23 protein-coding genes are annotated in these 21,963 nt (G+C 73.6%); 15 read left to right on the forward strand and 8 right to left on the reverse strand.

Features of this window, described 5'->3' with window-relative positions; genetic code table 11:
• Positions 1-212 precede the first annotated feature (212 nt).
• Entirely contained in the window at positions 213-2,012 is a 1,800-nt protein-coding gene (locus AB0Q99_RS27020; protein WP_363576006.1) for a bifunctional metallophosphatase/5'-nucleotidase, read from the forward strand.
• 61 nt (positions 2,013-2,073) lie between these two features.
• Here the strand turns inward: AB0Q99_RS27020 and AB0Q99_RS27025 are convergent, their stop codons facing one another.
• The 5 genes from AB0Q99_RS27025 to AB0Q99_RS27045 form a co-directional block, all read right to left on the reverse strand.
• Positions 2,074-3,555: a HAMP domain-containing sensor histidine kinase gene (locus AB0Q99_RS27025; RefSeq protein ID WP_363576008.1), complete on the reverse strand. Its 1,482-nt coding sequence runs from the start codon at positions 3,553-3,555 to the stop codon at positions 2,074-2,076.
• A complete protein-coding gene (locus AB0Q99_RS27030) occupies positions 3,552-4,322 on the reverse strand; it encodes a response regulator transcription factor (protein ID WP_363576010.1) in 771 nt (256 codons plus the stop codon). Before AB0Q99_RS27030 ends, AB0Q99_RS27025 begins: the two co-directional genes overlap by 4 nt.
• An 82-nt stretch (positions 4,323-4,404) precedes the next feature.
• Entirely contained in the window at positions 4,405-5,601 is a 1,197-nt protein-coding gene (locus AB0Q99_RS27035) for a trypsin-like peptidase domain-containing protein (RefSeq protein ID WP_363576012.1), read from the reverse strand.
• A 225-nt stretch (positions 5,602-5,826) separates the two neighbouring features.
• The gene (locus AB0Q99_RS27040) at positions 5,827-6,885 is read right to left on the reverse strand and encodes a LacI family DNA-binding transcriptional regulator (protein WP_363576014.1); all 1,059 of its coding nucleotides are present in this window, start codon (positions 6,883-6,885) and stop codon (positions 5,827-5,829) included.
• 124 nt (positions 6,886-7,009) lie between these two features.
• The gene (locus tag AB0Q99_RS27045; protein WP_363576016.1) at positions 7,010-7,741 is read right to left on the reverse strand and encodes a response regulator transcription factor; all 732 of its coding nucleotides are present in this window, start codon (positions 7,739-7,741) and stop codon (positions 7,010-7,012) included.
• A 686-nt stretch (positions 7,742-8,427) separates the two neighbouring features.
• Between AB0Q99_RS27045 and AB0Q99_RS27050 the strand changes: the two genes are divergently transcribed.
• The 7 genes from AB0Q99_RS27050 (at position 8,428) to AB0Q99_RS27080 (ending at position 13,277) form a co-directional block, all read left to right on the forward strand.
• The gene (locus AB0Q99_RS27050) at positions 8,428-8,721 is read left to right on the forward strand and encodes a MoaD/ThiS family protein (protein ID WP_363576018.1); all 294 of its coding nucleotides are present in this window, start codon (positions 8,428-8,430) and stop codon (positions 8,719-8,721) included.
• Positions 8,722-8,726: 5 nt separating this feature from the next.
• On the forward strand, positions 8,727-10,175 hold the full coding sequence (locus AB0Q99_RS27055; protein ID WP_363576020.1) for a hypothetical protein: 1,449 nt from the start codon (positions 8,727-8,729) through the stop codon (positions 10,173-10,175).
• A 228-nt stretch (positions 10,176-10,403) separates the two neighbouring features.
• Positions 10,404-11,138, forward strand: coding sequence for a DUF2993 domain-containing protein (locus AB0Q99_RS27060; RefSeq protein WP_363576022.1), 735 nt, complete (start codon positions 10,404-10,406; stop codon positions 11,136-11,138).
• Between the two features lie 260 nt (positions 11,139-11,398).
• The gene (locus AB0Q99_RS27065; protein WP_350517234.1) at positions 11,399-11,479 is read left to right on the forward strand and encodes an Ms5788A family Cys-rich leader peptide; all 81 of its coding nucleotides are present in this window, start codon (positions 11,399-11,401) and stop codon (positions 11,477-11,479) included.
• Between the two features lie 232 nt (positions 11,480-11,711).
• Positions 11,712-12,548, forward strand: a complete 837-nt coding sequence (locus AB0Q99_RS27070) for a sulfurtransferase (RefSeq protein WP_363576024.1) — start codon at positions 11,712-11,714, stop codon at positions 12,546-12,548.
• 39 nt (positions 12,549-12,587) lie between these two features.
• Positions 12,588-12,878, forward strand: coding sequence for a DUF1416 domain-containing protein (locus AB0Q99_RS27075; RefSeq protein ID WP_030059605.1), 291 nt, complete (start codon positions 12,588-12,590; stop codon positions 12,876-12,878).
• A gap of 126 nt (positions 12,879-13,004) precedes the next feature.
• The gene (locus AB0Q99_RS27080; protein WP_363576026.1) at positions 13,005-13,277 is read left to right on the forward strand and encodes a DUF3099 domain-containing protein; all 273 of its coding nucleotides are present in this window, start codon (positions 13,005-13,007) and stop codon (positions 13,275-13,277) included.
• A 73-nt stretch (positions 13,278-13,350) separates the two neighbouring features.
• Here the strand turns inward: AB0Q99_RS27080 and AB0Q99_RS27085 are convergent, their stop codons facing one another.
• Positions 13,351-13,713 carry a DsrE family protein gene (locus tag AB0Q99_RS27085; protein WP_363576028.1) on the reverse strand — a complete coding sequence of 121 codons (363 nt, stop codon included), beginning with the start codon at positions 13,711-13,713 and terminating at the stop codon, positions 13,351-13,353.
• Positions 13,714-14,071: 358 nt separating this feature from the next.
• Here AB0Q99_RS27085 and AB0Q99_RS27090 point away from each other — a divergent pair, with 358 nt between their 5' ends.
• From AB0Q99_RS27090 to AB0Q99_RS27100, 3 genes are all read left to right on the forward strand, one after another.
• Positions 14,072-14,674 carry an FABP family protein gene (locus AB0Q99_RS27090; protein WP_363576030.1) on the forward strand — a complete coding sequence of 201 codons (603 nt, stop codon included), beginning with the start codon at positions 14,072-14,074 and terminating at the stop codon, positions 14,672-14,674.
• Between the two features lie 111 nt (positions 14,675-14,785).
• Positions 14,786-15,250 carry a Fur family transcriptional regulator gene (locus tag AB0Q99_RS27095; protein ID WP_363576032.1) on the forward strand — a complete coding sequence of 155 codons (465 nt, stop codon included), beginning with the start codon at positions 14,786-14,788 and terminating at the stop codon, positions 15,248-15,250.
• Between the two features lie 19 nt (positions 15,251-15,269).
• Positions 15,270-16,232: a folate-binding protein gene (locus AB0Q99_RS27100; RefSeq protein ID WP_363576121.1), complete on the forward strand. Its 963-nt coding sequence runs from the start codon at positions 15,270-15,272 to the stop codon at positions 16,230-16,232.
• A gap of 70 nt (positions 16,233-16,302) precedes the next feature.
• Here AB0Q99_RS27100 and dtd read toward each other — a convergent pair whose 3' ends face one another.
• Entirely contained in the window at positions 16,303-16,743 is a 441-nt protein-coding gene (dtd, locus tag AB0Q99_RS27105) for a D-aminoacyl-tRNA deacylase (RefSeq protein ID WP_360264052.1), read from the reverse strand.
• Between the two features lie 756 nt (positions 16,744-17,499).
• Between dtd and AB0Q99_RS27110 the strand changes: the two genes are divergently transcribed.
• The 3 genes from AB0Q99_RS27110 (at position 17,500) to AB0Q99_RS27120 (ending at position 19,483) form a co-directional block, all read left to right on the forward strand.
• Entirely contained in the window at positions 17,500-18,120 is a 621-nt protein-coding gene (locus tag AB0Q99_RS27110) for an ABC transporter substrate-binding protein (RefSeq protein ID WP_363576033.1), read from the forward strand.
• A 75-nt stretch (positions 18,121-18,195) separates the two neighbouring features.
• A complete protein-coding gene (locus tag AB0Q99_RS27115; protein WP_363576035.1) occupies positions 18,196-19,155 on the forward strand; it encodes an asparaginase in 960 nt (319 codons plus the stop codon).
• 118 nt (positions 19,156-19,273) lie between these two features.
• A complete protein-coding gene (locus AB0Q99_RS27120) occupies positions 19,274-19,483 on the forward strand; it encodes a dodecin (protein ID WP_363576037.1) in 210 nt (69 codons plus the stop codon).
• A gap of 208 nt (positions 19,484-19,691) precedes the next feature.
• On the opposite strand, the gene AB0Q99_RS27125 is transcribed toward AB0Q99_RS27120, so the two are convergent.
• Positions 19,692-20,183: an inorganic diphosphatase gene (locus tag AB0Q99_RS27125; RefSeq protein WP_363576123.1), complete on the reverse strand. Its 492-nt coding sequence runs from the start codon at positions 20,181-20,183 to the stop codon at positions 19,692-19,694.
• Between the two features lie 76 nt (positions 20,184-20,259).
• Between AB0Q99_RS27125 and dacB the strand changes: the two genes are divergently transcribed.
• The gene (gene dacB, locus AB0Q99_RS27130) at positions 20,260-21,876 is read left to right on the forward strand and encodes a D-alanyl-D-alanine carboxypeptidase/D-alanyl-D-alanine-endopeptidase (protein WP_363576039.1); all 1,617 of its coding nucleotides are present in this window, start codon (positions 20,260-20,262) and stop codon (positions 21,874-21,876) included.
• Positions 21,877-21,963 lie beyond the last annotated feature (87 nt).

Consider the following 21,963-nt stretch of genomic DNA (forward strand, 5'->3'; position numbering starts at 1 on the left):
CCTCCGCAGCCTCCGTGCCCCGCGGGCGGCGACGGTTCCTCCGCGGCCTCCGCACTCCTCGGACGGCGACGGTTCGTCAGGAGGTAATCCTCTCGTTACGTTCGACGTCCTGACAGCTACGCGCGTTGACCCTAGGCTTCACAGGCGCAACACATGCCCGTACGCCGCTGCTGTCCACAGCCGGTGCTCCTCCGAGGTGCAGGGGACCCCTCATGCTCACCGTCAGATCCCGACGGACGGCGCTCGCCGTCGTCGCCGCCGCAGGTCTGCTCGGCACGGTGGTCGTGCCGACGGCCGCCCAGGCCGCCGACGCCAACAGCCAGCGTCACAAGACCGTCAACCTCCAGCTGCTGGCGATCAATGATTTCCACGGCAACCTGGAGCCCCCGGCCGGCTCCTCCGGCACGATCAAGGAGATCGACCCGGCCACCGGCAAGGAGGTCGCCACCCCGGCCGGCGGCATCGAGTACCTGGCCACCGAGCTGCGCAAGGCCCGGATCCCGGCCGACGACTCGATCACCGTCGCGGCCGGCGACATCATCGGCGCCAGCCCGCTCACCTCCGCGCTCTTCCACGACGAGCCGACCATCGAGGCGATGGACAAGCTCGGCCTGGACGTCACCTCGGTGGGCAACCACGAGTTCGACGAGGGCGCGCAGGAGCTGCTGCGCATGCAGGAGGGCGGCTGCCACCCGACCGACGGCTGCTACGAGCCCGGTCGCACCTTCAAGGGCGCCAACTTCAACTACCTGTCGGCGAACGTCACCGACGAGAAGACCGGCAAGCCGCTGCTCGCCCCGTACTGGATCACCAAGTCCCAGGGCGTGAAGGTCGGCTTCATCGGCGTCACCCTGGAGGGCACGCCGAACATCGTGACCGCCGAGGGCGTCAAGGGCCTGAAGTTCGCCAACGAGGTCACCACGATCAACAAGTACGCCGCCGAGCTCAAGGCCAAGGGCGTCAACTCGATCGTCGCGCTGATCCACGAGGGCGGCTACCCGGCCAGCAGCGTCTACAACTACGACTGCGGCGCGGCCGGTCAGGGCATCTCCGGCCCGATCGTCGACATCGCGAAGAAGATCGACCCGGCGGTCGGCGCCATCGTCACCGGCCACACCCACAACGCGTACGCCTGCAGCATCCCCGACCCCAACGGCGTTCCGCGCTCGGTGACCAGTGCCGCCTCCTTCGGCCGGCTCTTCACCCAGATCGACATGAAGCTCGACAAGACCACCGGCGAGATCGTGCGCCCCTCGGTCAAGGCCGAGAACCACGTGGTGCGCCGCACGGTCGAGAAGGCGCCCGACATGACGGCGCTGGTCGACCACTACGCCAAGCTGGCCGCCCCGATCGCCAACCGTCCGATCGGCTACATCGGTTCGGACATCAACGGCCGTGGCAGCAGCGACCTGGAGAAGCCGCTCGGTGACCTGATCGCCGACGCGCAGCTGGCGGGGCTCGCCCCGGCCGACAAGGGCGGTGCGCAGGTCGCCTTCATGAACCCCGGCGGCATCCGCTCCGACCTGGTCTACAAGGCCTCCGGCAGCGAGGGCGACGGCGTCGTGACCTACGGCGAGGCGTTCACCGTCCAGCCGTTCACCAACATGATGCAGGTCAAGACGCTGACCGGTGCCCAGCTGATCCAGCTGCTCCAGCAGCAGGTGAGCGGCTCCAACGGCGCCGCGCCCAAGGTGCTGCAGGTGTCGTCGAACCTGCACTACACCCTGGACATGCGCAAGACCGGCGCGGACCGGGTGGTCGTGGACTCGATCCGGCTGAACGGCGCGCCGGTCGACCCGGCCGCCAAGTACCGGGTCGCGGCCAACGAGTTCCTGGCCGGCGGCGGCGACGGCTTCCCGGCCTTCGCGGCCGGCACCGACAAGCTCGTCGGCGCGTCCGACCTGGACGTCTTCACGGCCTACCTGGGTGCCCACAGCTCGGCCGGCGCGCCGCTGCGGGCCCCGGCGCAGGACCGGATCAAGATCATCGGCCCGGGCAGCGACATCGACTGACCGTGAGCCGGCCCCGAGGGGCGGGTGGGGCGCTGTCGGGGCGCCCCACCCGCCCCTCTCCCTATGCGGGGGCGGGTCCGCCGGGCAGCCGGACGGTCGCCAGCGCGCCCGGACCGCCGTCCGTGGCCGGGCCGAGCGTGACCTCGCCGCCCGCCTCCCGGACGCTCTGCGCGACGATCGACAGCCCGAGGCCGGAACCGGGCAGCTGACGCGAGGACGGCGAGCGCCAGAACCGGTCGAAGACGTACGGGAGTTCCTCGGCCGGGATCCCGGGGCCGTGGTCGCGGACGGTGAGCACGCCCTGGTCCAGCCGGACGTCGATGGTGCCGCCCGGCGGGCTGTACTTGACCGCGTTGTCCAGCAGGTTGATCACCGCCCGTTCCAGCCCGGCCGCGTCGCCGTGCACGTACCAGGGCTCGGTGCTCGTCTCGAAGACCAGCCCCGGACCGCGCAGCTTCGCCCGCTCGACCGCCCGCCCGGCGATCTCGTGCAGGGCGACGACGGTGAGGTTCGGGCCCGCCTTGGGGGAGTCCGGGCGGGAGAGCTGCAGCAGGTCGCCGATCAGCACCGTGAGCTCCTGCATCTGGGCCTTCATGTTGCCCAGCAGCTTGGTCTTGGTGGCCGGGGGGAGCGGCCGGCCGGTGTCGTTGCTGCGGATCAGCAGGTCGACGTTGGTGCGCAGCGAGGTGAGCGGCGTCCGCAGCTCGTGGCCCGCGTCGGCGATCAGCCGGGTCTGCCGCTCGCGGGAGTTGGCGAGGGCGGTGCTCATCGAGTTGAAGGAGGTGGAGAGGCGGGCGATCTCGTCGTCCCCGTGGACCGGGATGGTGGTGCCGACCTCCTCGGTCCGGGCGATGTGCTCGACGGCGTCGGTGAGTTGGTCGACCGGCTTGAGGGCGGAGTGGGCGACCAGCCGGCCGGCGAGGGCGGCGAGGAGGATGCCGCCGAGGGAGACGGAGCCGAGCAGGATCGCGAGGTCCTGGAGGGAGTCCTCGATGGGCTGGGTGGAGGTCGCCACCATGACCACGGCTGGGCCGCCGGGGCCGCGCGCAACGGACAGCCGCACGATGGCGGGGTCGCCGTTCGTGAACCGGCCGTCACGGATGATCGACTGATTGGGCCTGAGTCGAAGTGCCGCGGAGTCGTTCGATTCGATCACGACCCCCCTGGTGGCGTTCGGCGGCAGGCAGACCTGGGTCGGATTCATCAGCACGTACTGGGTGTCCCGGGAAACCGGACCGTTGGCTTGGTCCCCGTACGGTGCGGCTTCGAGTGCGGCCTCCGGGGTGCTCGGACACGGGAGGGTGAGCTTCACGACAGGCGGGAGCGGTGAGTTCGCGAGGTCGTGCCGCACCTGGTTGTAGAGCTGCTTCTCCACGATGAACCAGCAGGCCAGGGCGGACAGCGCGATGGCCACCGCCACCGCCGCCGCGCTCAGGAAGGTGAGGCGACTGCGCAGGGAGCGGGAGCGGAGCCAATGGACCAGGCGCCGGCGCCGGCCGGGGCTGCGGGGCGGGGCCAGCGGGGGAGGCGGAATGCTGCTCACGCGCCGGCGCCGGCTGCCGGGCGCAGGGCGTAGCCGACGCCGCGTACGGTCTGGATCAGGCGGGGCATGCCGCTCTGTTCGGTCTTGCGGCGCAGGTACATCACGTACACGTCCAGGGAGTTGGAGGAGGGCTCGAAGTCGAAGCCCCAGACCGCCTTGAGGATCTGTTCGCGGGTGAGGACCTGGCGGGGGTGGGAGAGGAACATCTCCAGCAGCATGAACTCGGTGCGGGTGAGTTCGATCGGCTTGCCGGCCCGGGTGACCTCGCGGGTGGCGGTGTTCATCCGCAGGTCGGCGAAGGCCAGCACCTCGCTCTCGTCCTCGGCGGCGGCGCGGGCGGCGGCCTCGGCGGCGAGGGCGTTGCGGCGCAGCAGGGCGCGGACGCGGGCGAGCAGTTCGTCGAGTTCGAAGGGCTTGGCGAGGTAGTCGTCGGCGCCGACGTCGAGGCCGGTGACGCGGTCGCCGACGGCGTCGCGGGCGGTGAGCATCAGGACCGGGACGGTGTCGCCGCGGGAGCGCATCCGGCGGACGGCGGTGAGGCCGTCCATCCGGGGCATCATGATGTCCAGCAGGACGAGGTCGGGCCGGTCGCGTTCGACGGACTCCAGCGCTTCGTAGCCGTCGGTGGCGGTGGCGACCTCGTAGCCCTCGAAGGCGAGGCTGCTCTCCAGGGCGTCCCGGAGGGCGGGTTCGTCGTCGACCACGAGGAGCCGTGCGGCGGGGTGGCCGGGCTCGGCGGGGGTGCGGTCGTCGGCGGACGGGGTCATGGGCGGCTGCCCTTTCTCGTCGGGTGGAGGGCCTGCTGGGAGCAATTGTCCGTGCTGTGGGCGGTGCCCCGGGTGTTCCGGGCTACAGGTTCTGGCCGGCTTCGAGCTTCGGCAGGACCTGCTTGATGTTGTCGATCGGGATGGCGAAGCCGAGGCCGACGCTGCCGGCCGTGCTGCCGCCGGCGGTGGAACTGGTGCCGGTCGGGGCGTACATCGCCGAGTTGATGCCGATGACCTGGCCGTTGGCGTTGATCAGCGGGCCGCCGGAGTTGCCGGGGTTGAGGGCGGCATCGGTCTGGAAGGCCTTGTAGGTGGTGGTGCTGCCGCTGTTCGGCTGGGGCTGGGAGCCGCGCAGGCCGGGCAGGCTGGGGAAGCCGAAGCCGCCGTTGCCGCTGGTGCTGCCCTCGTCGAGCTGGACGGTGACGTCGCGGTTCTCGGCGCTGATGATGCCGGAGGTGACGGTGCCGGTGAGGCCGTCGGGGTTGCCGATGGCGACGACCGGGTCGCCGACGGCCACGGTGGAGGAGTCGCCGAGGACGGCGGGGGTGAGGTTCCCGGCGCCGGTGGCGGTGATCACGGCGATGTCGAGGGACTTGTCGGTGCCGGTGACGGTGGCCTGGGCGGTGGAGCCGTCCTTGAAGGTGACGGTGATCCGGCCGCCGTCGGCCGCGGTGTCGATCACGTGGTAGTTGGTGAGGATCCGGCCGTCCTTGTCCAGGACGACGCCGGTGCCGGTGGCGGTGCCGTTGCCGTTCTTGACGGTGATCTGGACGACGCTGGGCGAGACGGCGGCGGCGATGGCCGGCACGTTGGCGCTGCCGTCGCTGCGGGCTGCGACCGGGCTGGCGGTGGTGGCGACCCGGGTGTCGCCGGCCTGCCGGTCGGCGGCGACGACCCCGCCGGTGACCCCGCCGATCACGGCGGCGACCGCGGCGACGGCGGTCACCAGGGCGAGCCGGCCGCGCAGCAGACCGCGCCGGGCCCGCTTGCCGCGGCCGCCGCCGTCGTCGGGGGAGCCGGGGCCGAGGACGGTGGGCGGCTCGGGCGGCATGGGCGGGGGAGGCGGCGGCCCGTCGAAGCCGCCGCCGGAGTGGTCCTCGCGGTAGGCGTACCCGGCGGGGCCGGCGCTGCCCGCGCCGCCGTCGAGCACGGTGCCCTCGATCACCCGGGGCTCGTACGGGCCGTGCTGCTCGCCGTGCTGCTCGCCGTACTGGGTGCGGGCCTGCCCGCCGTCCTGGTTGCCGTACTGCTCGCTGGGGTGCCACTGCTGTTCGCTCATGCCGACCAAGCTCCGCCCGGTGGATGAGGACTGGATGAGAACCGGCTCAGAGGGTGGAAAGAAGCCCGTTGGGTTCTCATAAAGCCTGGTCAGGCGGGTCGCGGAGCGGAGTCGGCGTCTCCGTTTCCGGTCGTGCGTTCGCCGTTTCGCGCGCCGGTCCGTCCGCCGGTTCGCGCACCCGGTCCGTCCGCCGCTCCGCTCGGTCCGCTGCCGTGCGGAGGCCGGCTACGGCGCCGCGGGGCGGCCGGGCGCGGCGCCGTCGCAGCCGCAGGAGCGGCGGACGACCAGGCGGGACGGGAACTTGCGGACCCGCTCGGTGTCCGAGCCGGGCACCATCAGCGAGTCGTCCAGCACCAGGTCCACGGCGGCCCGGGCCATCGCGTCGCGGTCCGAGGCGACGGTGGTCAGCGGCGGGTCGGCGAGCGCGGCCTCCGGCACGTCGTCGAAGCCGGCCACCGCGAGGTCCTCGGGGACCCGCAGGCCGACCTCGCGGGCGGCCCGCAGCACGCCGATGGCCTGGTCGTCGGTGGAGCAGAAGACCGCGCGCGGCCGGTCCGGCGAGCGCAGCACGCCGAGGGCGACCTCGTACGCGCCGTAGCGGTGGAAGGGCGCGTCGATCAGGTGCGGCGCGGTGGGGACGCCGTGCGCGTCCATCGCGCGCTGCCAGCCCTCGACGTGGTCGATGACCGGGTCGCCGGGGGCGGGGGACTCGACCGGGCCGCCGAAGCAGGCGACGTACGGGTGTCCGTGCACCTCCAGCAGGTGACGCACGACGGCTTCGGCACCGCCCACGTCGTCGGTGACCACCGCGACGTCGTCGATCGCCTCGGGGCGGCGGTGCAGCAGCACGACCTTGGCGCCCTCCATCGCGGCGAACTCCTCGGCGGCCCGCTGCGAGGGGCCCTGGCTGACCAGGATCAGGCCGGCGACGCGCATGCCGAGGAAGGCCCGGACGTAGTGGACCTCGCGGTCGTCCACGTAGTCGGAGTTGCCGATCAGCACGAGCTTGCCGCGCTCGGAGGCGGCCCGTTCGACGGCGTGCGCCATCTCGGCGAAGAACGGCTGGCGAGCGTCCGGAACGACCATGCCGATCAGGTTGGTCCGCCGGGAGGCCATCGCCTGGGCGACGCTGTTCGGCCGGTAGCCGAGCTGCTCGATCGCCGCGAGGACCTTCTCCCGGGTCGCGGGCGCGACCGGGCGCGGCCCGTTGTTGATGACGTAGCTGACGACCGCGGTCGAGGTACCAGCCAGTCGGGCTACATCGTCGCGCGTCACTTTGGCCACGGGTGGAGTCTACGCGTGTGGCCTCCGGGGCGGCAGTGCGACCTGGGGCCGCCGCCGGTGAACGGCGGGCGGCTCCGGGACGAACCGGACAAGCCGGGCAGGGTGTGGCCCGCCCGGCTCGGGGTCAGGCGTCCAGCGCGCCGGCGGGGCGCTGCGCCAGTTCCGGGCGCTCGCCCTTCTCGGGCTTCTCCGGGACGACGAAGCGGTAGCCGACGTTGCGCACGGTGCCGATCAGCTGCTCGTTCTCCACGCCGAGCTTGGCGCGCAGCCGCCGGACGTGGACGTCCACCGTCCGGGTGCCGCCGAAGTAGTCGTAGCCCCAGACCTCCTGCAGGAGCTGGGCCCGGGTGAAGACCCGGCCGGGGTGCTGGGCGAGGTACTTGAGCAGCTCGAACTCCTTGAAGGTGAGGTCGAGCGCCCGGCCCTTGAGCTTCGCGGAGTAGGTGGCCTCGTCGACCGAGAGGTCGCCGTTGCGGATCTCCATCGGGCTGTCGTCGGTGTCGATCTGGAGGCGGCCGAGCGCGAGCCGCAGCCGCGCCTCGACCTCGGCCGGGCCGGCGGTGTCCAGCAGGACGTCGTCGATGCCCCATTCGGCGGTGACGGCGGCCAGGCCGCCCTCGGTGACCACCAGGATCAGCGGACAGCCGATGCCGGTGGAGCGCAGGAGCTGGCAGAGGCTGCGGATCTGCGGCAGGTCGCGGCGGCCGTCGACCAGGATGACGTCCGCGCTGGGCGTGTCCACCAGGGCCGAGCCCTCGGCGGGGGCCACCCGGACGTTGTGCAGCAGCAGACCGAGGGCGGGCAGTACCTCGGCCGAGGGTTGCAGTGCGTTGGTGAGGAGGAGGAGAGAACTCATACCCGGTGGTCCCCTTTCCGGGTCGTCGCGGTCGCGTTACGGCTGCCGCCACAGCCGGATGGCGCACGTGCTGAGGGGGAGGAGAGGAGGACGGGCGCAAGGGGCGTGCCGGGGGAGCGGACGGCGCGCAGGGCGCGACGGCGTACCCGCCCGGGGTCCCGCAACCCCTGGCGCACCGTTTCTGCCCTGTTCATCACCGCGAAACCCTCCGGTCTGGTCCGGCTCCGGGCGGCGGCCCGGTGCCGGGTGGCGGCGTCCCGGCCGGCCGCGGCACGTCGTTGTGCCGCGACGGACGGGGCGGTCCCCGCGACGCGCCGGGGGTGGGCCGACGAATCGCAAGAACGTCCGTACTGGCGTCCTGAAAGCACAAAAGGACCCGGGGGCGACTCTGCCCGGATCCCTCTTGGTGGTTGAGGATAGCCGACCTCCTCCCGCGCCGGGAGTGTTCCGATCCGACGGTCCCCCCATTTCGGGCGTACGCCGGGTGAGCCTGGACACAGCTTCGAGCGCCGCTCCGCAGTCGCGGGGCCAGGGCGATTGCCGGTCGTGGCGGCGGACCCGCCATCATGGGACGCACATCGGCGGCGCCGTGCGGGTCCATCGTTCGGGTGGTCGGGCGGCCGCTCCGGTGGCGAGCCGGACCGGGGTACCGGGGCCGGGCGAGGACGACGAGAAGGGGTGGCCCGATGGGCGCGACCACCGAGCCCGCGAGCGGCGCCCGGGTGCGCGGCACGATCCGCTACTGGGCGGCGGCGAAGTCCGAGGCCGGGCTGGCCGAGGAGCCGTACGAGGCGGCGACCCTGGCGGAGGCGCTGGCGGGGGCCAAGGAGCGGCACGCCGACCGGCCGAAGCTCGTCCGGCTGCTCGGGCACAGCTCGTACCTGGTCGACGGCGCCCAGGTGGGCGGCCGGGAGCACACGACCGTCGCCCTGACCGAGGGCGGGACGGTCGAGGTCCTCCCGCCGTTCGCGGGAGGCTGAGCGGCGTGACGGACATGAACGACCCGAACCGCGGCGGCTACGGCGAGTGGCCCAGGCAGGACCGGCCGCAGCAGCCCCAGCCCCGACAGCCGCAGCCGCAGGCTCCGCAGGGGCACCCGCAGCACCCGCACTACCCGCAGCAGGCGCAGTACCCGCCGCAGCAGCCGCCGTACGGCTACCCGGCGGACGCGGAGGCGACCGCGGTGCTGCCGCCGGTCCCGGCCTTCGACGACGCGTCGGCGACCACGCTGCTGCCGCCGGTGCCGCCGGTGGACGACGCCGCGGCCACCACGCTGCTGCCGCCGGTGGTCTCCGGCGCGATGCCCCCCGCGCCGCCGCAGCACCCGGGGCAGGCTCCGGCCCAGTACCGGCAGCAGCACCAACAGCAGCCGCAGCAGCCCCCGGCCCAGCCCTGGCAGCCGCAGCACCCGCAGCAGGCGCAGCACCCGCAGGCGCAGTACCCGCAGCACCCGCAGGCGCCGTCCCGGGCTCGGGCCCGGCACGCGGCACCTGCACCTGCACCGGCACCGGCCCCGGCCCCGGCGCCGCAGCAATTCGCCGCGCAGCAGACGGCGGAGGCCTTCGACCCGCCGACCATGATGCTCACGCGCCCGGCCGCCCCCGGCCAGGCCGGCCCGGGCGGTCCGGCAGGCCCGATGGGCCCGATGGGCGCACCGGCCGTGCCGGCCGCGCCGCCGTTCGCGGCCGTCCCGGTGCAGCCCGCACCGGCCGCCGGCCCGCGCGGTCGGACCGGTTCGCCGATCATCGACCCGGGCCTGCAGCCGGCCCTGATCACGGCCGGTGCGGCCGCGCTGCTGGCCGGCGGCGCGGCGCTCGGACAGGTGGCGCTGGCCCTGGTGGTCGCGCTGCTGCAGGTGCTGACGGCGGCCGGCTGGTTCCGGCTGAACGGCATGTGGCCGGCCCGCCAGGGCATCCTGCTCGCCGCGCTGGCCGGGCTCACCGCGGACGTGGCGGTGCTGCTGGCGGACTCCGACGCCGGCGTGGCGGCCGTGCTGGGCACCCTGGGCGGGTTCTTCCTGCTGGTCCTGGTGCTGCAGACGTTCCGTCCGTCGGACCCGAAGGAGCGGTTCTACGCGCTGACCGTGCTGGGTTCGGCCACCGTGGTGACGGCGCTGTGCACCTCGCTGCTGCTGGCCGGCTGGGTGCCGGTCGGGGTGGGCGCGGTCGCGCTGGCCACCCTGCTGGCCGCGGCGCCGCTGCCCGGCCCGAAGCAGCTGGGCCCGGTCCTGGGCCTGGTCGCGGCGGTGGCGCTGGGTCTGCTGGCGGGTGCGCCGGTGGCGCTCGGTGCGCTCGCGGGACTGGGGGCGCTGGTCGGCCGCCGGGTCGCGGCGTACGACTTCCCGTCCCGTTTCGTGCACATGACGGCGGGCGTGGCGCTGCCGCTGGCGGTGTCCGCGCCGCTGATCTGGATCGCCACCGACCTGTTGGCCTGATCCTCCCCGCGCCGGGAACCGGCGCCCCACCGACGTCCCGCCCCGGAACCATGCTCCGGGGCGGGACGTCGTACGGTCGTGCGGAGCGGCCGCGTCCGGCGGCCGCCACCGGACGGCGCACGGCAGCGGCGAACGAGCAACGAGCAACGACCGACGGCAACGAACCGAACAACAGCGGCGAACGACCACAGCGAACGACGGCGGCGACCGGCGACGACGGGGGACACGATGCGCGGATGGCTGAAGGCCACGATCGGCCTGGTGGTGCTCTCCGGCCTCCTGGTGGGCGCCGACCGGATCGCGGTCGGCGTGGCCGAGGACGAGGCCGCCGACCGGATCGTGAACAGCGGCCGGATGAGCCAGCGCCCGGACGTCTCGATCGAGGGCTTCCCGTTCCTCACCCAGGTGCTGTCGATGAAGCTGGACGACGTCCGGATATCCGCCGACGGCCTGACCGTCGGCGACGGCAGCCACCAGGTGGCGCTGCACTCGTTCAAGGCGAAGCTCTCCGGCGTCACGGTGAGCGACAGCATGAACAGCGCCACGGTGGACAGTGGCACCGGCAGCGGGGTGATCTCCTACCCGGACCTCGCGCAGCTGCTGCCGCCGGCCTCCCAGCTGCTGCACGGCGCCAAGCTGCCGGTGGGTGGCAACGCCCGGCTGAGCCTGTCGTACGGCGGCCCGGGCAAGGTCAAGGCCTCGCTGGGGCCGGTCGAGATCGGCGAGGGGAGCGTGCACAACGACGGGAACACCGTCACGGTGGACGGCTTCCGGCTGAGCTCCCTGGTGGGGATGGTCGCCGGGATCACCAACCAGCAGATCGAGCCGATGAGCTTCACCCTGGACACGCTGCCGGCCGGGCTGAAGCTGGCCGCCAAGGACGGCGACAAGGACGGTGTGGCGCCGCTGCCGGAGGGGCTCCAGCTGACCTTCGACGGCAAGGGCGTCAAGCTCCTGGGGTGAGCCCGCGCCCAGCGCTCTCACCCCCCACGGTCCACGCCGGTCCTCGGTCGTCATGCCGCCGAAACGTTCCGCTCCGCGAGACGCGCTGTCCAGCGCGGACCGCGGAGCGGTGGTGTTTCCGCCCGCTGCGTGCCGCCGAGGGGCGGTCCGGCCGGGCCCGGAGGGTCGGATCGAGACCAAATCTCGTGATGTGGTCGTTTTCATCTCAATATCCGACACGCTGATGACAGCGGGCCGCCGGTGTCCCTAGCATCGTCGGCATGAAGCGACAGACGGACCTCACGAAGCGGCGGGCGGTAGACCTGTGCCGCGTGGCCGCCTGTCTGTGTCGAATGCGCTGACTCGGCGTCCCGGCAGGGCAGTTGATGCCCGCCGCCGATCTCCCCGGTGACCGTTCCCGGCCGTACCAGCGGGCCGGCGCCGATGTACTCCGCAGTCCCCTGCCCGGTCGCACCGGTCCACCCACCCTGTCCCAGTATTCGGACAGCGATTCGGACCGGACCCGTCGGGCACCCCTGCAGCACCTCCTGAGCAGCACCTTCCGCAAACCGCCCTCGGATGGAGAACACCACCATGAGCCGCAGCGACGTCCTGGTCGACGCCGACTGGGTCCAGGCCCACCTGGACGACCCGAAGGTCGTCATCGTCGAGGTCGACGAGGACACCTCCGCCTACGACAAGAACCACATCCGCAACGCCGTCCGGATCGACTGGAAGACGGACCTCCAGGACCCGGTCCGCCGCGACTTCATCGACCAGGCCGGCTTCGAGGCGCTGCTCAGCGCCAAGGGCATCGCCAACGACGACACCGTCGTCCTGTACGGCGGCAACAACAACTGGTTCGCCTCGTACGCCTACTGGTACTTCAAGCTGTACGGCCACGGCGACGTCCGCCTGCTGGACGGCGGCCGCAAGAAGTGGGAGCTGGACTCCCGCGACCTGGTCTCCGAGGTCCCGGCCCGCCCGGCCACCGAGTACGCGGCGCAGCCCGTCGACTCGTCGATCCGCGCCTTCCGCGACGACGTGATCGCCGCCATCGGCACCCTGAACCTGGTCGACGTCCGCTCGCCCGACGAGTTCTCCGGCAAGCTGCTCGCCCCGGCCCACCTCCCGCAGGAGCAGTCGCAGCGCCCCGGCCACGTGCCGAGCGCCCGCAACATCCCGTGGGCGAAGAACGCCAACGACGACGGCACCTTCAAGAGCGACGACGAGCTCAAGGCGCTGTACGAGGCCGAGGGCGTCGACCTGGCGACGGACACCATCGCCTACTGCCGCATCGGCGAGCGCTCCGCGCTCACCTGGTTCGTGCTGCACGAGCTGCTCGGCCAGGCGAACGTCAAGAACTACGACGGTTCGTGGACCGAGTACGGCAGCCTGGTCGGCGTGCCGATCGAGCTCGGCAGCAACTGAGCCTCCGGCTCGACCCGTAAGTCAGAAGGGAAAACAGACATGTGCGGTGCGAAGGCCGGCGGCCCGGACCTGGCAGGAGTTGACGTGGCGAACGAGACGATCATCCAGGGTTCGGTGACCCGCGACGGTGAGCCGGTCAACGGCTACGTCCGGCTGCTGGACGAGGGCGGCGAGTTCACGGCCGAGGTGCCCACCTCGGCGACCGGCCAGTTCCGGTTCTTCGCCCGCCCGGGCAAGTGGACCCTGCGGGCGCTGGTGCCGGGCCAGACCGTGGACCGTCAGGTGGTGGCCTCCCAGGGCACCGCCGTCGAGGTCGCGATCGCGGTCTGACCCCGTCCAGGTCGGGTTCCGGCCGCGTCCGACCACGCCCCGGGCGGAGCGGACACGTCGGCCGGAGTACGGACGACACCCCGAGGGCCCCTGCCGTGCAGGGGCCCTCGGCCGTACCGTGGAGGGGTGCAGGCAAGACGGCGGCGTCGCTACTACTTCGCCATGATGGGTGTGTGCCTGGGTCTGTTCGTGCTGGCCTGGGGCGTGGTGCGGTTCTTCTCGGTCGGCGCGGCGATCGGCATGTGCGTGGTCGCGATGGTGATCCCGCCGGCCGCCGCGGTGTTCGCCAACAAGCGTGACCCGGACGACGACTGGTGGAACGACCCGCGCTGGGAGGACCCGAAGTGGGACGAGCCCGGCCACGACCGGGACCGCCCCGACCACGAGCAGCGTCCGTAGCCGCGAGCGAATGTCGACGAATGTCGACGAATGTCGGCGGACGTGGGCGGATGCCTGCGGACGTCTGGGGAGATCAGTACACGAGCGCCTGGACGCCGTCCGCCATGATCTCGCTGACGAAGACCTGCGCGCCCGCGATCCGGACGCCCTCGACGGTGTCCTTCTGCTCGATCCCGCGCCGGGCCGCGCACTGGGTGCAGAGCGTCACCGATCCGGACGCCAGGATCGACTCCAGCAGGTCCGGCAGCGGCGCCGTGTGCGGCAGTTCGAACTCCGCCGCCCGGCCCGGCAGCGCGAACCAGGAGGACTCCCCGGTCAGCCAGAGCGACACCTCGATTCCACTGGCGACGGCCACCGCCGCCACCGTGAACGCCTGCGAGCACCGCTCCGGCGCGTCCGCCCCTGCGGTGACCTTGATGACCAGTTTCTTCGACATGGCGACACCATAGAGCTCCCGCCACCCCCGCCGTCCGTCATCCCCGGAACCCTTGGGCAAAGCTTGGGCGGCGTGGTAACACCGGCGACACCGGCGCGGAACCGCGACGTGGTGGGGCTCACCGCGACCGGCCGTAGCCCGGCGGATAGAGTGAGCGGAGCAAAATCCACCACACTGTCGCCGCCTGGGAGCCCCCCGTGTCCGGTCTGGAAATCTTCTTCGACGGTCTGCTGGCCCTCATGGCCGTGCTGATCACCTGGTTCGCCATCTTCTCGGTGATGAAGCTGTACCAGGGCCAGCGCTGAGCCTGCCGTACGGTTGAGGCAGCCCCACACCGACGACGACAGCGACCAGGAACATGATCGAGATCCCTTCCGACCTCCACAAGGACGTCGTCCCGCTTGCCTTCCTCCTCGGTACCTGGGAGGGCGCGGGCGTCTACGAGCCCCTGCCGGGTGAGGGGGGCCCCGACACGGCGAAGTGCAACTTCGGCCAGGAGATCGTGATCCGGCACGACGGCCGCGCCTTCCTGGAGTTCCGCTCCCGCACCTGGGTGCTGGACAGCGCGGGAGAGAAGCTCCGCCCGCTGGAGAACGAGCACGCGTTCTGGCGCATCACGAGCAACCACGGTGGCACCAGTGGCGCCCGGGGCATCGAGATCTCCTCGGTCCGCGACGACGGCACGGTCGAGATCTGGTACGGCGAGCTGGCCGACGGCAAGCCCCAGGTCGACGTCTCCACCGACGCGGTGGCCCGGATCGAGGGCTCGCCGGAGTACTCGGGCGGCAAGCGGCTGTACGGCTTCGTCAACGGCGAACTGCTCTGGGTCGGCGAGAAGGCCGCCCCGAACGTGCCGCTGCGGCCGTACATGTCCGCGCAGCTGAAGAAGGTGCTCAGCCCGGCCCAGCTGATCAAGGACATCAACGACCTGCCGGACGACGGCATCGCCTTCTTCAAGTAGGCGAGTGGGCACGGATCAGGCAACAGCACAGTCCGTGCACGAGGTAGGGACCGGCCCGCGGCCGGTCCCTACACTTGCATCAGGACCCCCGACTCTGGCAGGGACAGCACCGTGGCGGACACCGGCACCACCGACCTCCAGCTCTCCGGCGACTGGAAGACTGACCTGCGCGAGCGCGGCTACCGCCTCACCCCGCAGCGGCAGCTCGTGCTGGAGGCCGTCGACGCCCTCGACCACGCCACCCCCGATGACATCCTCTGCCACGTTCGGCAGACCGCCAGCGGCATCAACATCTCCACCGTCTACCGGACCCTGGAGCTGCTGGAGGAGCTGGGGCTGGTCTCGCACGCCCACCTCGGCCACGGCGCCCCGACCTACCACCTGGCCGGCCGCCACCACCACCTGCACCTGGTCTGCCGGGACTGCGAGAAGGTCACCGAGACCGGCACCGAGATCGCCCAGCCGCTGATCGACAGCCTGCGCGCGCAGCACGGTTTCGACACCGACCTCAAGCACTTCGCCATCTTCGGCCGCTGCGCCGACTGCACCGCCAAGCTCGCCGGGGACCGGCCGTAAGCTGGCCGGTATGACCGGTGTGAAGAGCCCGCTGCTTGCCCTGCCCGGAGCCGTCCCCGCCGAGGGGGCCGACGAAGGCGTCGCCGCCCACTACGGCGACATCTTCCGCGAGCAACGCGCCCTCGCGCAGGGCACCGGCTTCGTCGACCTCTCGCACCGCGGGGTCGTCACCGTCACCGGCGCGGACCGCCTGACCTGGCTGCACCTGCTGCTCACCCAGCACGTCAGCGAACTGGCGCCGCAGCAGGCCGTCGAGGCGCTGGTGCTCTCCCCGAACGGGCACGTCGAGCACGCCCTCTACCTGGTGGACGACGGCACCACCACCTGGGCGCACGTCGAGCCGGGCACCCAGGGCGCGCTGGTCGCCTACCTGGAGAGCATGAAGTTCTTCTACCGGGTGGAGGTCGCCGACGCGACCGCCGAGTATGCCGTGGTCCACCTGCCGGCCGGCTCCACCGCCTCGGTCGAGGGCGCCGCGGCCGTCCGCGAACTCCCGTACGGGCGCGACCTGTTCGTCCCGCGCGCCGACCTGGAGAAGCTCACCGCCGGGTACGGCCCGGCGGCCGGGATCTGGGCCTACGAGGCGCTGCGGATCGAGGGCCACCGGCCCCGGCTCGGCTTCGAGACCGACCACCGGACCATCCCGCACGAGGTGGACTGGCTGCGCACCGCCGTCCACCTGCAGAAGGGCTGCTATCGCGGCCAGGAGACCGTCGCGCGGGTGCACAACCTGGGCCGCCCGCCGCGCCGGCTGGTCTTCCTGCACCTGGACGGCACCGAGGAGTCGCTGCCCCCGCACGGCACCGAGGTGCGACTGGCCACCGACCCGGACGGCCGGGCGCTCGGCTTCGTGACCTCCTCGGCCCGGCACCACGAGCTGGGGCCGATCGCGCTGGCGATCGTCAAGCGGAACGTCCCGGTGGACGCGGTGCTGCTGGCCGGGACGGTGCCGGGGACCCAGGACGTGATCGTCCCGCAGTAGGCCGGGCCGGTCCTGGCCGGTTCGGTGCCCGGGCCGGTTCGGTGCCCGGGCCCGGCAGGCCCGGGGCTGCTCAGACCTCGACCAGGACGGTGAACGGGCCGTCGTTCACCAGCGCCACCTGCATGTCGGCGCCGAACCGGCCCGTCTCCACCTTGGCGCCCAGCGCGCGCAGCCGGGCGACCACCTCGTCCACCAGCGGCTCGGCGACCGGGCCGGGGGCGGCGGCGTTCCAGGTGGGGCGGCGGCCCTTGCGGGCGTCCCCGTAGAGGGTGAACTGGCTGATCACCAGGAGCGGGGCGCCGAGGTCCGAGCAACTCTGCTCGACGCCTTCCTCGTTCGCCGGCAGCAGCCGCAGCGTCCAGAGCTTGCGGGCCAGTTGGGCCGCCTTGTCGGGGGTGTCGTCGTGGGTGACGCCGACCAGGACGCAGAGCCCCGGCCCCTCGATCGCGCCGACGGTCTCCCCGGCCACGGTCACCCGGGCCTCGCTCACTCGCTGCACCACTGCTCGCATGCCGTCATTGTGCCGGAGGGCCGGACGGCTCCCGGAGGGCCCCCGGCGGCGGTCCGGGAGCGCTCGGCAGTCCGGGAGCACGCGGGCGTTCGCTGACGGCCGCCGGACTCGGGCGGGAGGGGCCGTGCGGCCCGGGCGGGAGGGGCCGTGGGGCTCCCGGTCCCCGTTCCGCGCTCCGCTCGCTGCCGCACGCCCCCACACGCGCCACCCTGGCCGTCCCGCCCGGCTCCCGGTCACCCGCCCGGCCCCGCTGCCGCGCCGCGTCGCCGTGCGCCCTCCGCCCGTCGCACCGCGTCCCCCACGTGCGTCACAGAGGTCCCCCAGGGCGCACCTCAGGGGCGTGTACGAGGGTGGTGCGCGCCGTGAGATGGGCGCCTGCGCCGGGTCGGGCGCCGCTCTTCCTGCGGAAAGGGCCGGTCATATCAGCCACCCCCGTTCGCCAGGGGGCCGTTCGGGTGCACGGGCGGTGCGCGCGCGCCGGGTGGGGTGGCACGCTGGTGGACCGTACGAAGGGTCCGGGGCGCCATCAGGTCCGCCGCGTCGGGCCCCGGGTTCGACCGGGTGGTCGAGTCGGTGGGTCAGGTGTTCCGGCGGTGTCGCCCCGACGGGTGGTCGCGGCCGGGGCGCGGAACCTCCGGGGCCTCCCGGGCGTGCCGACGGACGGAGCGCCGAGCCCGGCGGGGGACGGGCCGGACCGGCGGCAGGGACGGGGTGCCGCGAGCGGGCGGGATCGGACGACGGCAGGTGGGTTGGGTGATGGACGCGAGCAGCGCGGCGCGGGACCGGTCCGGGCAGGTGGCGCGGGCCCCCGGGGGGCCGAGCGGCCCGGCGGCGGGCGCGGACGACGAGCCCGATCTGGAGCGGCTGGGCCTGGACCAGCTGCGGGTGCTGCGCCGGGAGACCATGGAGCAGGAGGCCGACCTCTCCTACCTGCGGCGGCTGCTGCACGGGCGGATGGACATCCTGCGCGCGGAGCTCGACCGGCGCCCCGACGCGGGCCCGGTCCGGGCGGCCGGCGGGTCCGGCCCGGACCTGGTCCCCGGCGACCTGCTGGACCGGCTGCCGGCCATCCTGACCGACGCGCCCTCCACCGTGCGGCGCTCGGCCCGGCACGTCACCCTCGGCCCGCCGCGCACCCGGGAGTCCGGGCTGGAGGCGGACGCGCTGATGGGGGACGTCCAGCTCGCCGACCTGGCGGCGCACCCGGCCGAGGAGCTGCTGGCCGCCCTGGAACGGCTGCGGGCGCACGAGCGGGAGGTGTCCGGACGGCGTCAGCGGCTGCTGCGCACGGCCGACGGTTGCAATGCCGAGATCACCCGCAGGTACCGTGATGGGGAAGCACGGGTCGACGACCTGCTCGCAGGGGGGCCGCTCTGACCGGGTGAGTCGCTGCGGGCGGGTGGGGCCCGGCTCGCTCCCCGGCTCACCCTCGCCCCGGAAGGCTCAACCCCCATGCCGCAGCTCGCCACCGCGCCCGTCCTCGCCGAGGTCATCCGATCCGGCTTCGTCGAGGGCCGCCACCACGGCTCCCTGGTGCTGCTCGCCGCCGACGGCTCGGTCGAGTTCGCGCTGGGCGACCCGGACGCGCCGGTCTTCCCGCGGTCGACGGCCAAGCCGTTCCAGGCGGTGGCCACGCTGCGGGCCGGGCTGGCGATCGAGGGCGAGCTGCTGGCGCTGGCGGCCTCCAGCCACTCTGCAGAATCGTTTCACCTGGACGGTGTGCGAGCCATCCTCACCTCCGCCGGGCTCGACGAGTCGGCCCTGCGCACCCCGGCCGACCTGCCGCTGGACGAGACCGAGGCGGAGACGCTGCTCGGCGCCGGCGGCCGCCGCGCCCCGATCCTGATGGACTGCTCCGGCAAGCACGCCGGCTGGCTGGCCGCCTGCGTGGCCAACGGCTGGGACACCGCGAGCTACCTCGACCCGGCCCACCCGATCCAGCGGCTGGCCCACGAGGCCCTGGCGGAGGGCATCGGCGAGACCCCCGGGCACGCCGGTGTGGACGGCTGCGGCGCCCCGCTGCTGGCCGTCACCCTGACCGGGCTGGCCCGCGGCTACCGCGGCCTGGTGTTGGCCGCCGAGGGCTCCGCGCCGCGCCGGGTGGCCGACGCGATGCGCACCCACCCCGAGTACGTGGCCGGCACCCGCCGGGCCGACACCTGGCTGATGCGGGCGGTCCCGGGCGCGCTGTCCAAGATGGGCGCCGAGGCCGTCCAGGTGGTGGCGCTGGCGGACGGCCGGGCGCTGGCCTTCAAGATCGACGACGGTGGCGAGCGCGCCCGCGGCCCGGTCCTGGCGGCCGCGCTGCGCCGGCTCGGGGTGACCGGGGCGGAGGAGACCGTCGAGCGGATCGGCGCGGCCCCGCTGCTCGGCGGCGGTGCCCCGGTCGGGCGGGTGCGGGCGGCCTTCTAGCCTCCCGCGCCGCTCCGGACTCCCCGGTCGGGGGTCGTCGGCCCCCCGTCGGGGTGCGGGCGGCGCGGGGTCGGTGCACGGTGGACCGGGGGCCGTCGCACAGCTGAGGGAGTCCGCCATGACCGACCACGTGTACCGGGTGACCGAGATCGTCGGGTCGTCGTCCGAGAGCATCGACGCCGCGATCCGCAACGGGGTGGAGCGGGCCGCCCAGACGCTACGCAACCTCGACTGGTTCGAGGTGTCGCAGGTCCGGGGCCATCTGGAGGACGGCCGGATCAAGCACTTCCAGGTCTGCATGAAGGTCGGTTTCCGGCTGGAGGACTGACCCGGCGCGGCCCGGCCCGGCTCCTCCCCGGCGGCGGCGCGGGGCGCGGACGGCCGGGCACGACAGGCGCCGGGCACGACAGGCGCCGGGCACGACAGCGGCCGGGTACGACGGAGGCCGGGACCCGCGGACGAATCCGCGGACCCCGGCCCCGGGCTGTCCCGACCTACCTCGAACTGCCCTGATCGAACGAGATCGGAACGACGGCTCAGTGACCGCCCTGGTCCGCCAGACGCTTGATCGAAGCGGTGACCTCGGCCTCGGCCTCGGCGCGGCCGACCCAGTTGGCGCCCTCGACGGACTTGCCGGGCTCCAGGTCCTTGTAGACCTCGAAGAAGTGCTGGATCTCCAGGCGGTCGAACTCCGACACGTGGTGGATGTCGCGCAGGTGCTCCCAGCGCGGGTCGGTCGCCGGGACGCACAGCAGCTTGTCGTCGCCGCCGGCCTCGTCGGTCATGTGGAACATGCCGATGGCGCGGCACTTGATCAGGCAGCCCGGGAAGGTCGGCTCGTCCAGGATGACCAGGGCGTCCAGCGGGTCGCCGTCCTCGCCGAGCGTGCCCTCGACGTAGCCGTAGTCGGCCGGGTAGCGGGTCGAGGTGAAGAGCATCCGGTCGAGCCGCAGACGGCCGGTCTCGTGGTCGACCTCGTACTTGTTACGAGAGCCCTTCGGGATTTCGATAAGGACGTCGAACTCCAACGGTTCCTCCAAGGTAGGGACTGACAGAATCCAAGTGTCTCCTACGGGAGTGAGTGCTCGGGAAAGGGGCCGGTCGGTGGGCACGGGGGCAGGGGCGGCTCGCCGTCGGCGGGGGACGGCCGCGGGTCTGTTCGGAGCGGCGGTCCTGGTCGCCGGGACGGTCCTGACCTCGGCCGGTGCGCAGGCGCAGCCCTCCCCGGTCCCGGGCGGGCACAGTGCCGGGCCCGGCGCGGACGGCGGGCACGACGGCGGCCGCGACGGCCGCGACGGCAGGAGGGGCGATCACGGGCGGGGCGACACCGAGCCCGGGCCGGTGGACCGCCTGAGCGCCACGCCCACCCGCCGGTCCGTGCCGCCCGCCGCCTCCGCGCCCACCACCGTCGGCAGCGACGCGCCCGCCGCCGGCCCGGCCGCCCTGCCGGGCGCCGTCCTGGCCGCCGCCGAGGCCGGCCCGGCGGCCGCCGTCCCCACCGCGCAGGGCCTCCGGCAGGCGCTCTCCGCAGCCCTCGCCGACCGGGACCTCGGCGAGGTCGCCTTCGCCGTCGCGGACGCCACCGACGGCCGGCTCCTCCACGGCTCCGGGGAGAACACCCCGGCCACCCCCGCCTCCACCACCAAACTGGCCACCTCGGTCGCGGCGCTGTCCCTGATCCCCGGCGACGCCCGGCTGAGCACCACGGTGGTCCGCGGCGCGAACCCCGGCAGGATCACCCTGGTCGGCGGTGGCGATCCGACGCTCACCGCCCTGCCCGCCGACCAGGTGCGGATCGGCGGACAGCCCGTCGACGCCGACACCGCCCCCGCCTCGCTGGACGATCTCGCCCGGCAGACCGCCGCCGCCCTCGCCGCCGCCGGCACCACCACGGTCACGCTGGACTACGACGTGTCGAGGTACACCGGCAACCCGCGGCACCGGAACCACGACGCGCAGAACATCGCCCTGGTCGTCCCGCTGATGGTGGACGAGGCCAAGGCGGACCCGAGGAGCCGCGAGGAGGCGCCCGACCGGGTCGCCGATCCGGCCGGCGCGGCCGCCGGGGCCTTCGCCGCCCTGCTCAGGGCCCGGGGCATCACGGTGGTGGGCGAGGCCGGCCCCGCCGCCGCCCCGGCCGCCGCCGACGCTCCCGTCCTCGGCCGGGTCGACTCGCCCACGATCGCCCGGCTGGTCGAGCGCCTGCTGACCACCTCCGACAACCAGCTCGCCGAGGCGATCGCCCATCAGGTCGCGCTCGCCGCGCACCAGCCGGCGAGCTTCGAGGGGGCGGCGGCCGCCGTCTGCCAGGAGCTCACCCGGCTCGGCGTGCCGATGGCCGGCGTGGTGCTCGCCGACGGCAGCGGCCTGCACCCGGACAACGCGATCCCGCCCGCCGTCCTGGTCCGCCTCCTCGCCCTGGCCGCCTCCGAGCAGCACCCCGCCCTGCGGCCGGTGCTCACCGGTCTCCCGGTCGCCGGCTTCACCGGCACCCTCGGCAAGCGCTACGGCAGCGGCTCCGGCGCCGCCGACGCGGCCGGCCTGATCCGCGCCAAGACCGGCACCCTCAGGGGCGTCAACACCCTCGCCGGGACCGTCGTCGACGCCGACGGGCGCCTGCTCGCCTTCGCCGTCATGACTCGCACCCCCGCCCCTGTCGACACCGCCCGCGCGGCCATGGACCGGATCGCCGCCCGCCTTGCCGGTTGCGGCTGCCACTGATCCGCGCCCGCCCCTCCCGTGTGCGGCTCCGGTGCCCCGCACCGCCCCACCGCCCGGTCCGCCGACGGGCGCCACCGGGCAACGGCC

This window comes from Kitasatospora sp. NPDC086791 (genome assembly GCF_040685975.1).
Lineage (GTDB): Bacteria > Actinomycetota > Actinomycetes > Streptomycetales > Streptomycetaceae > Kitasatospora.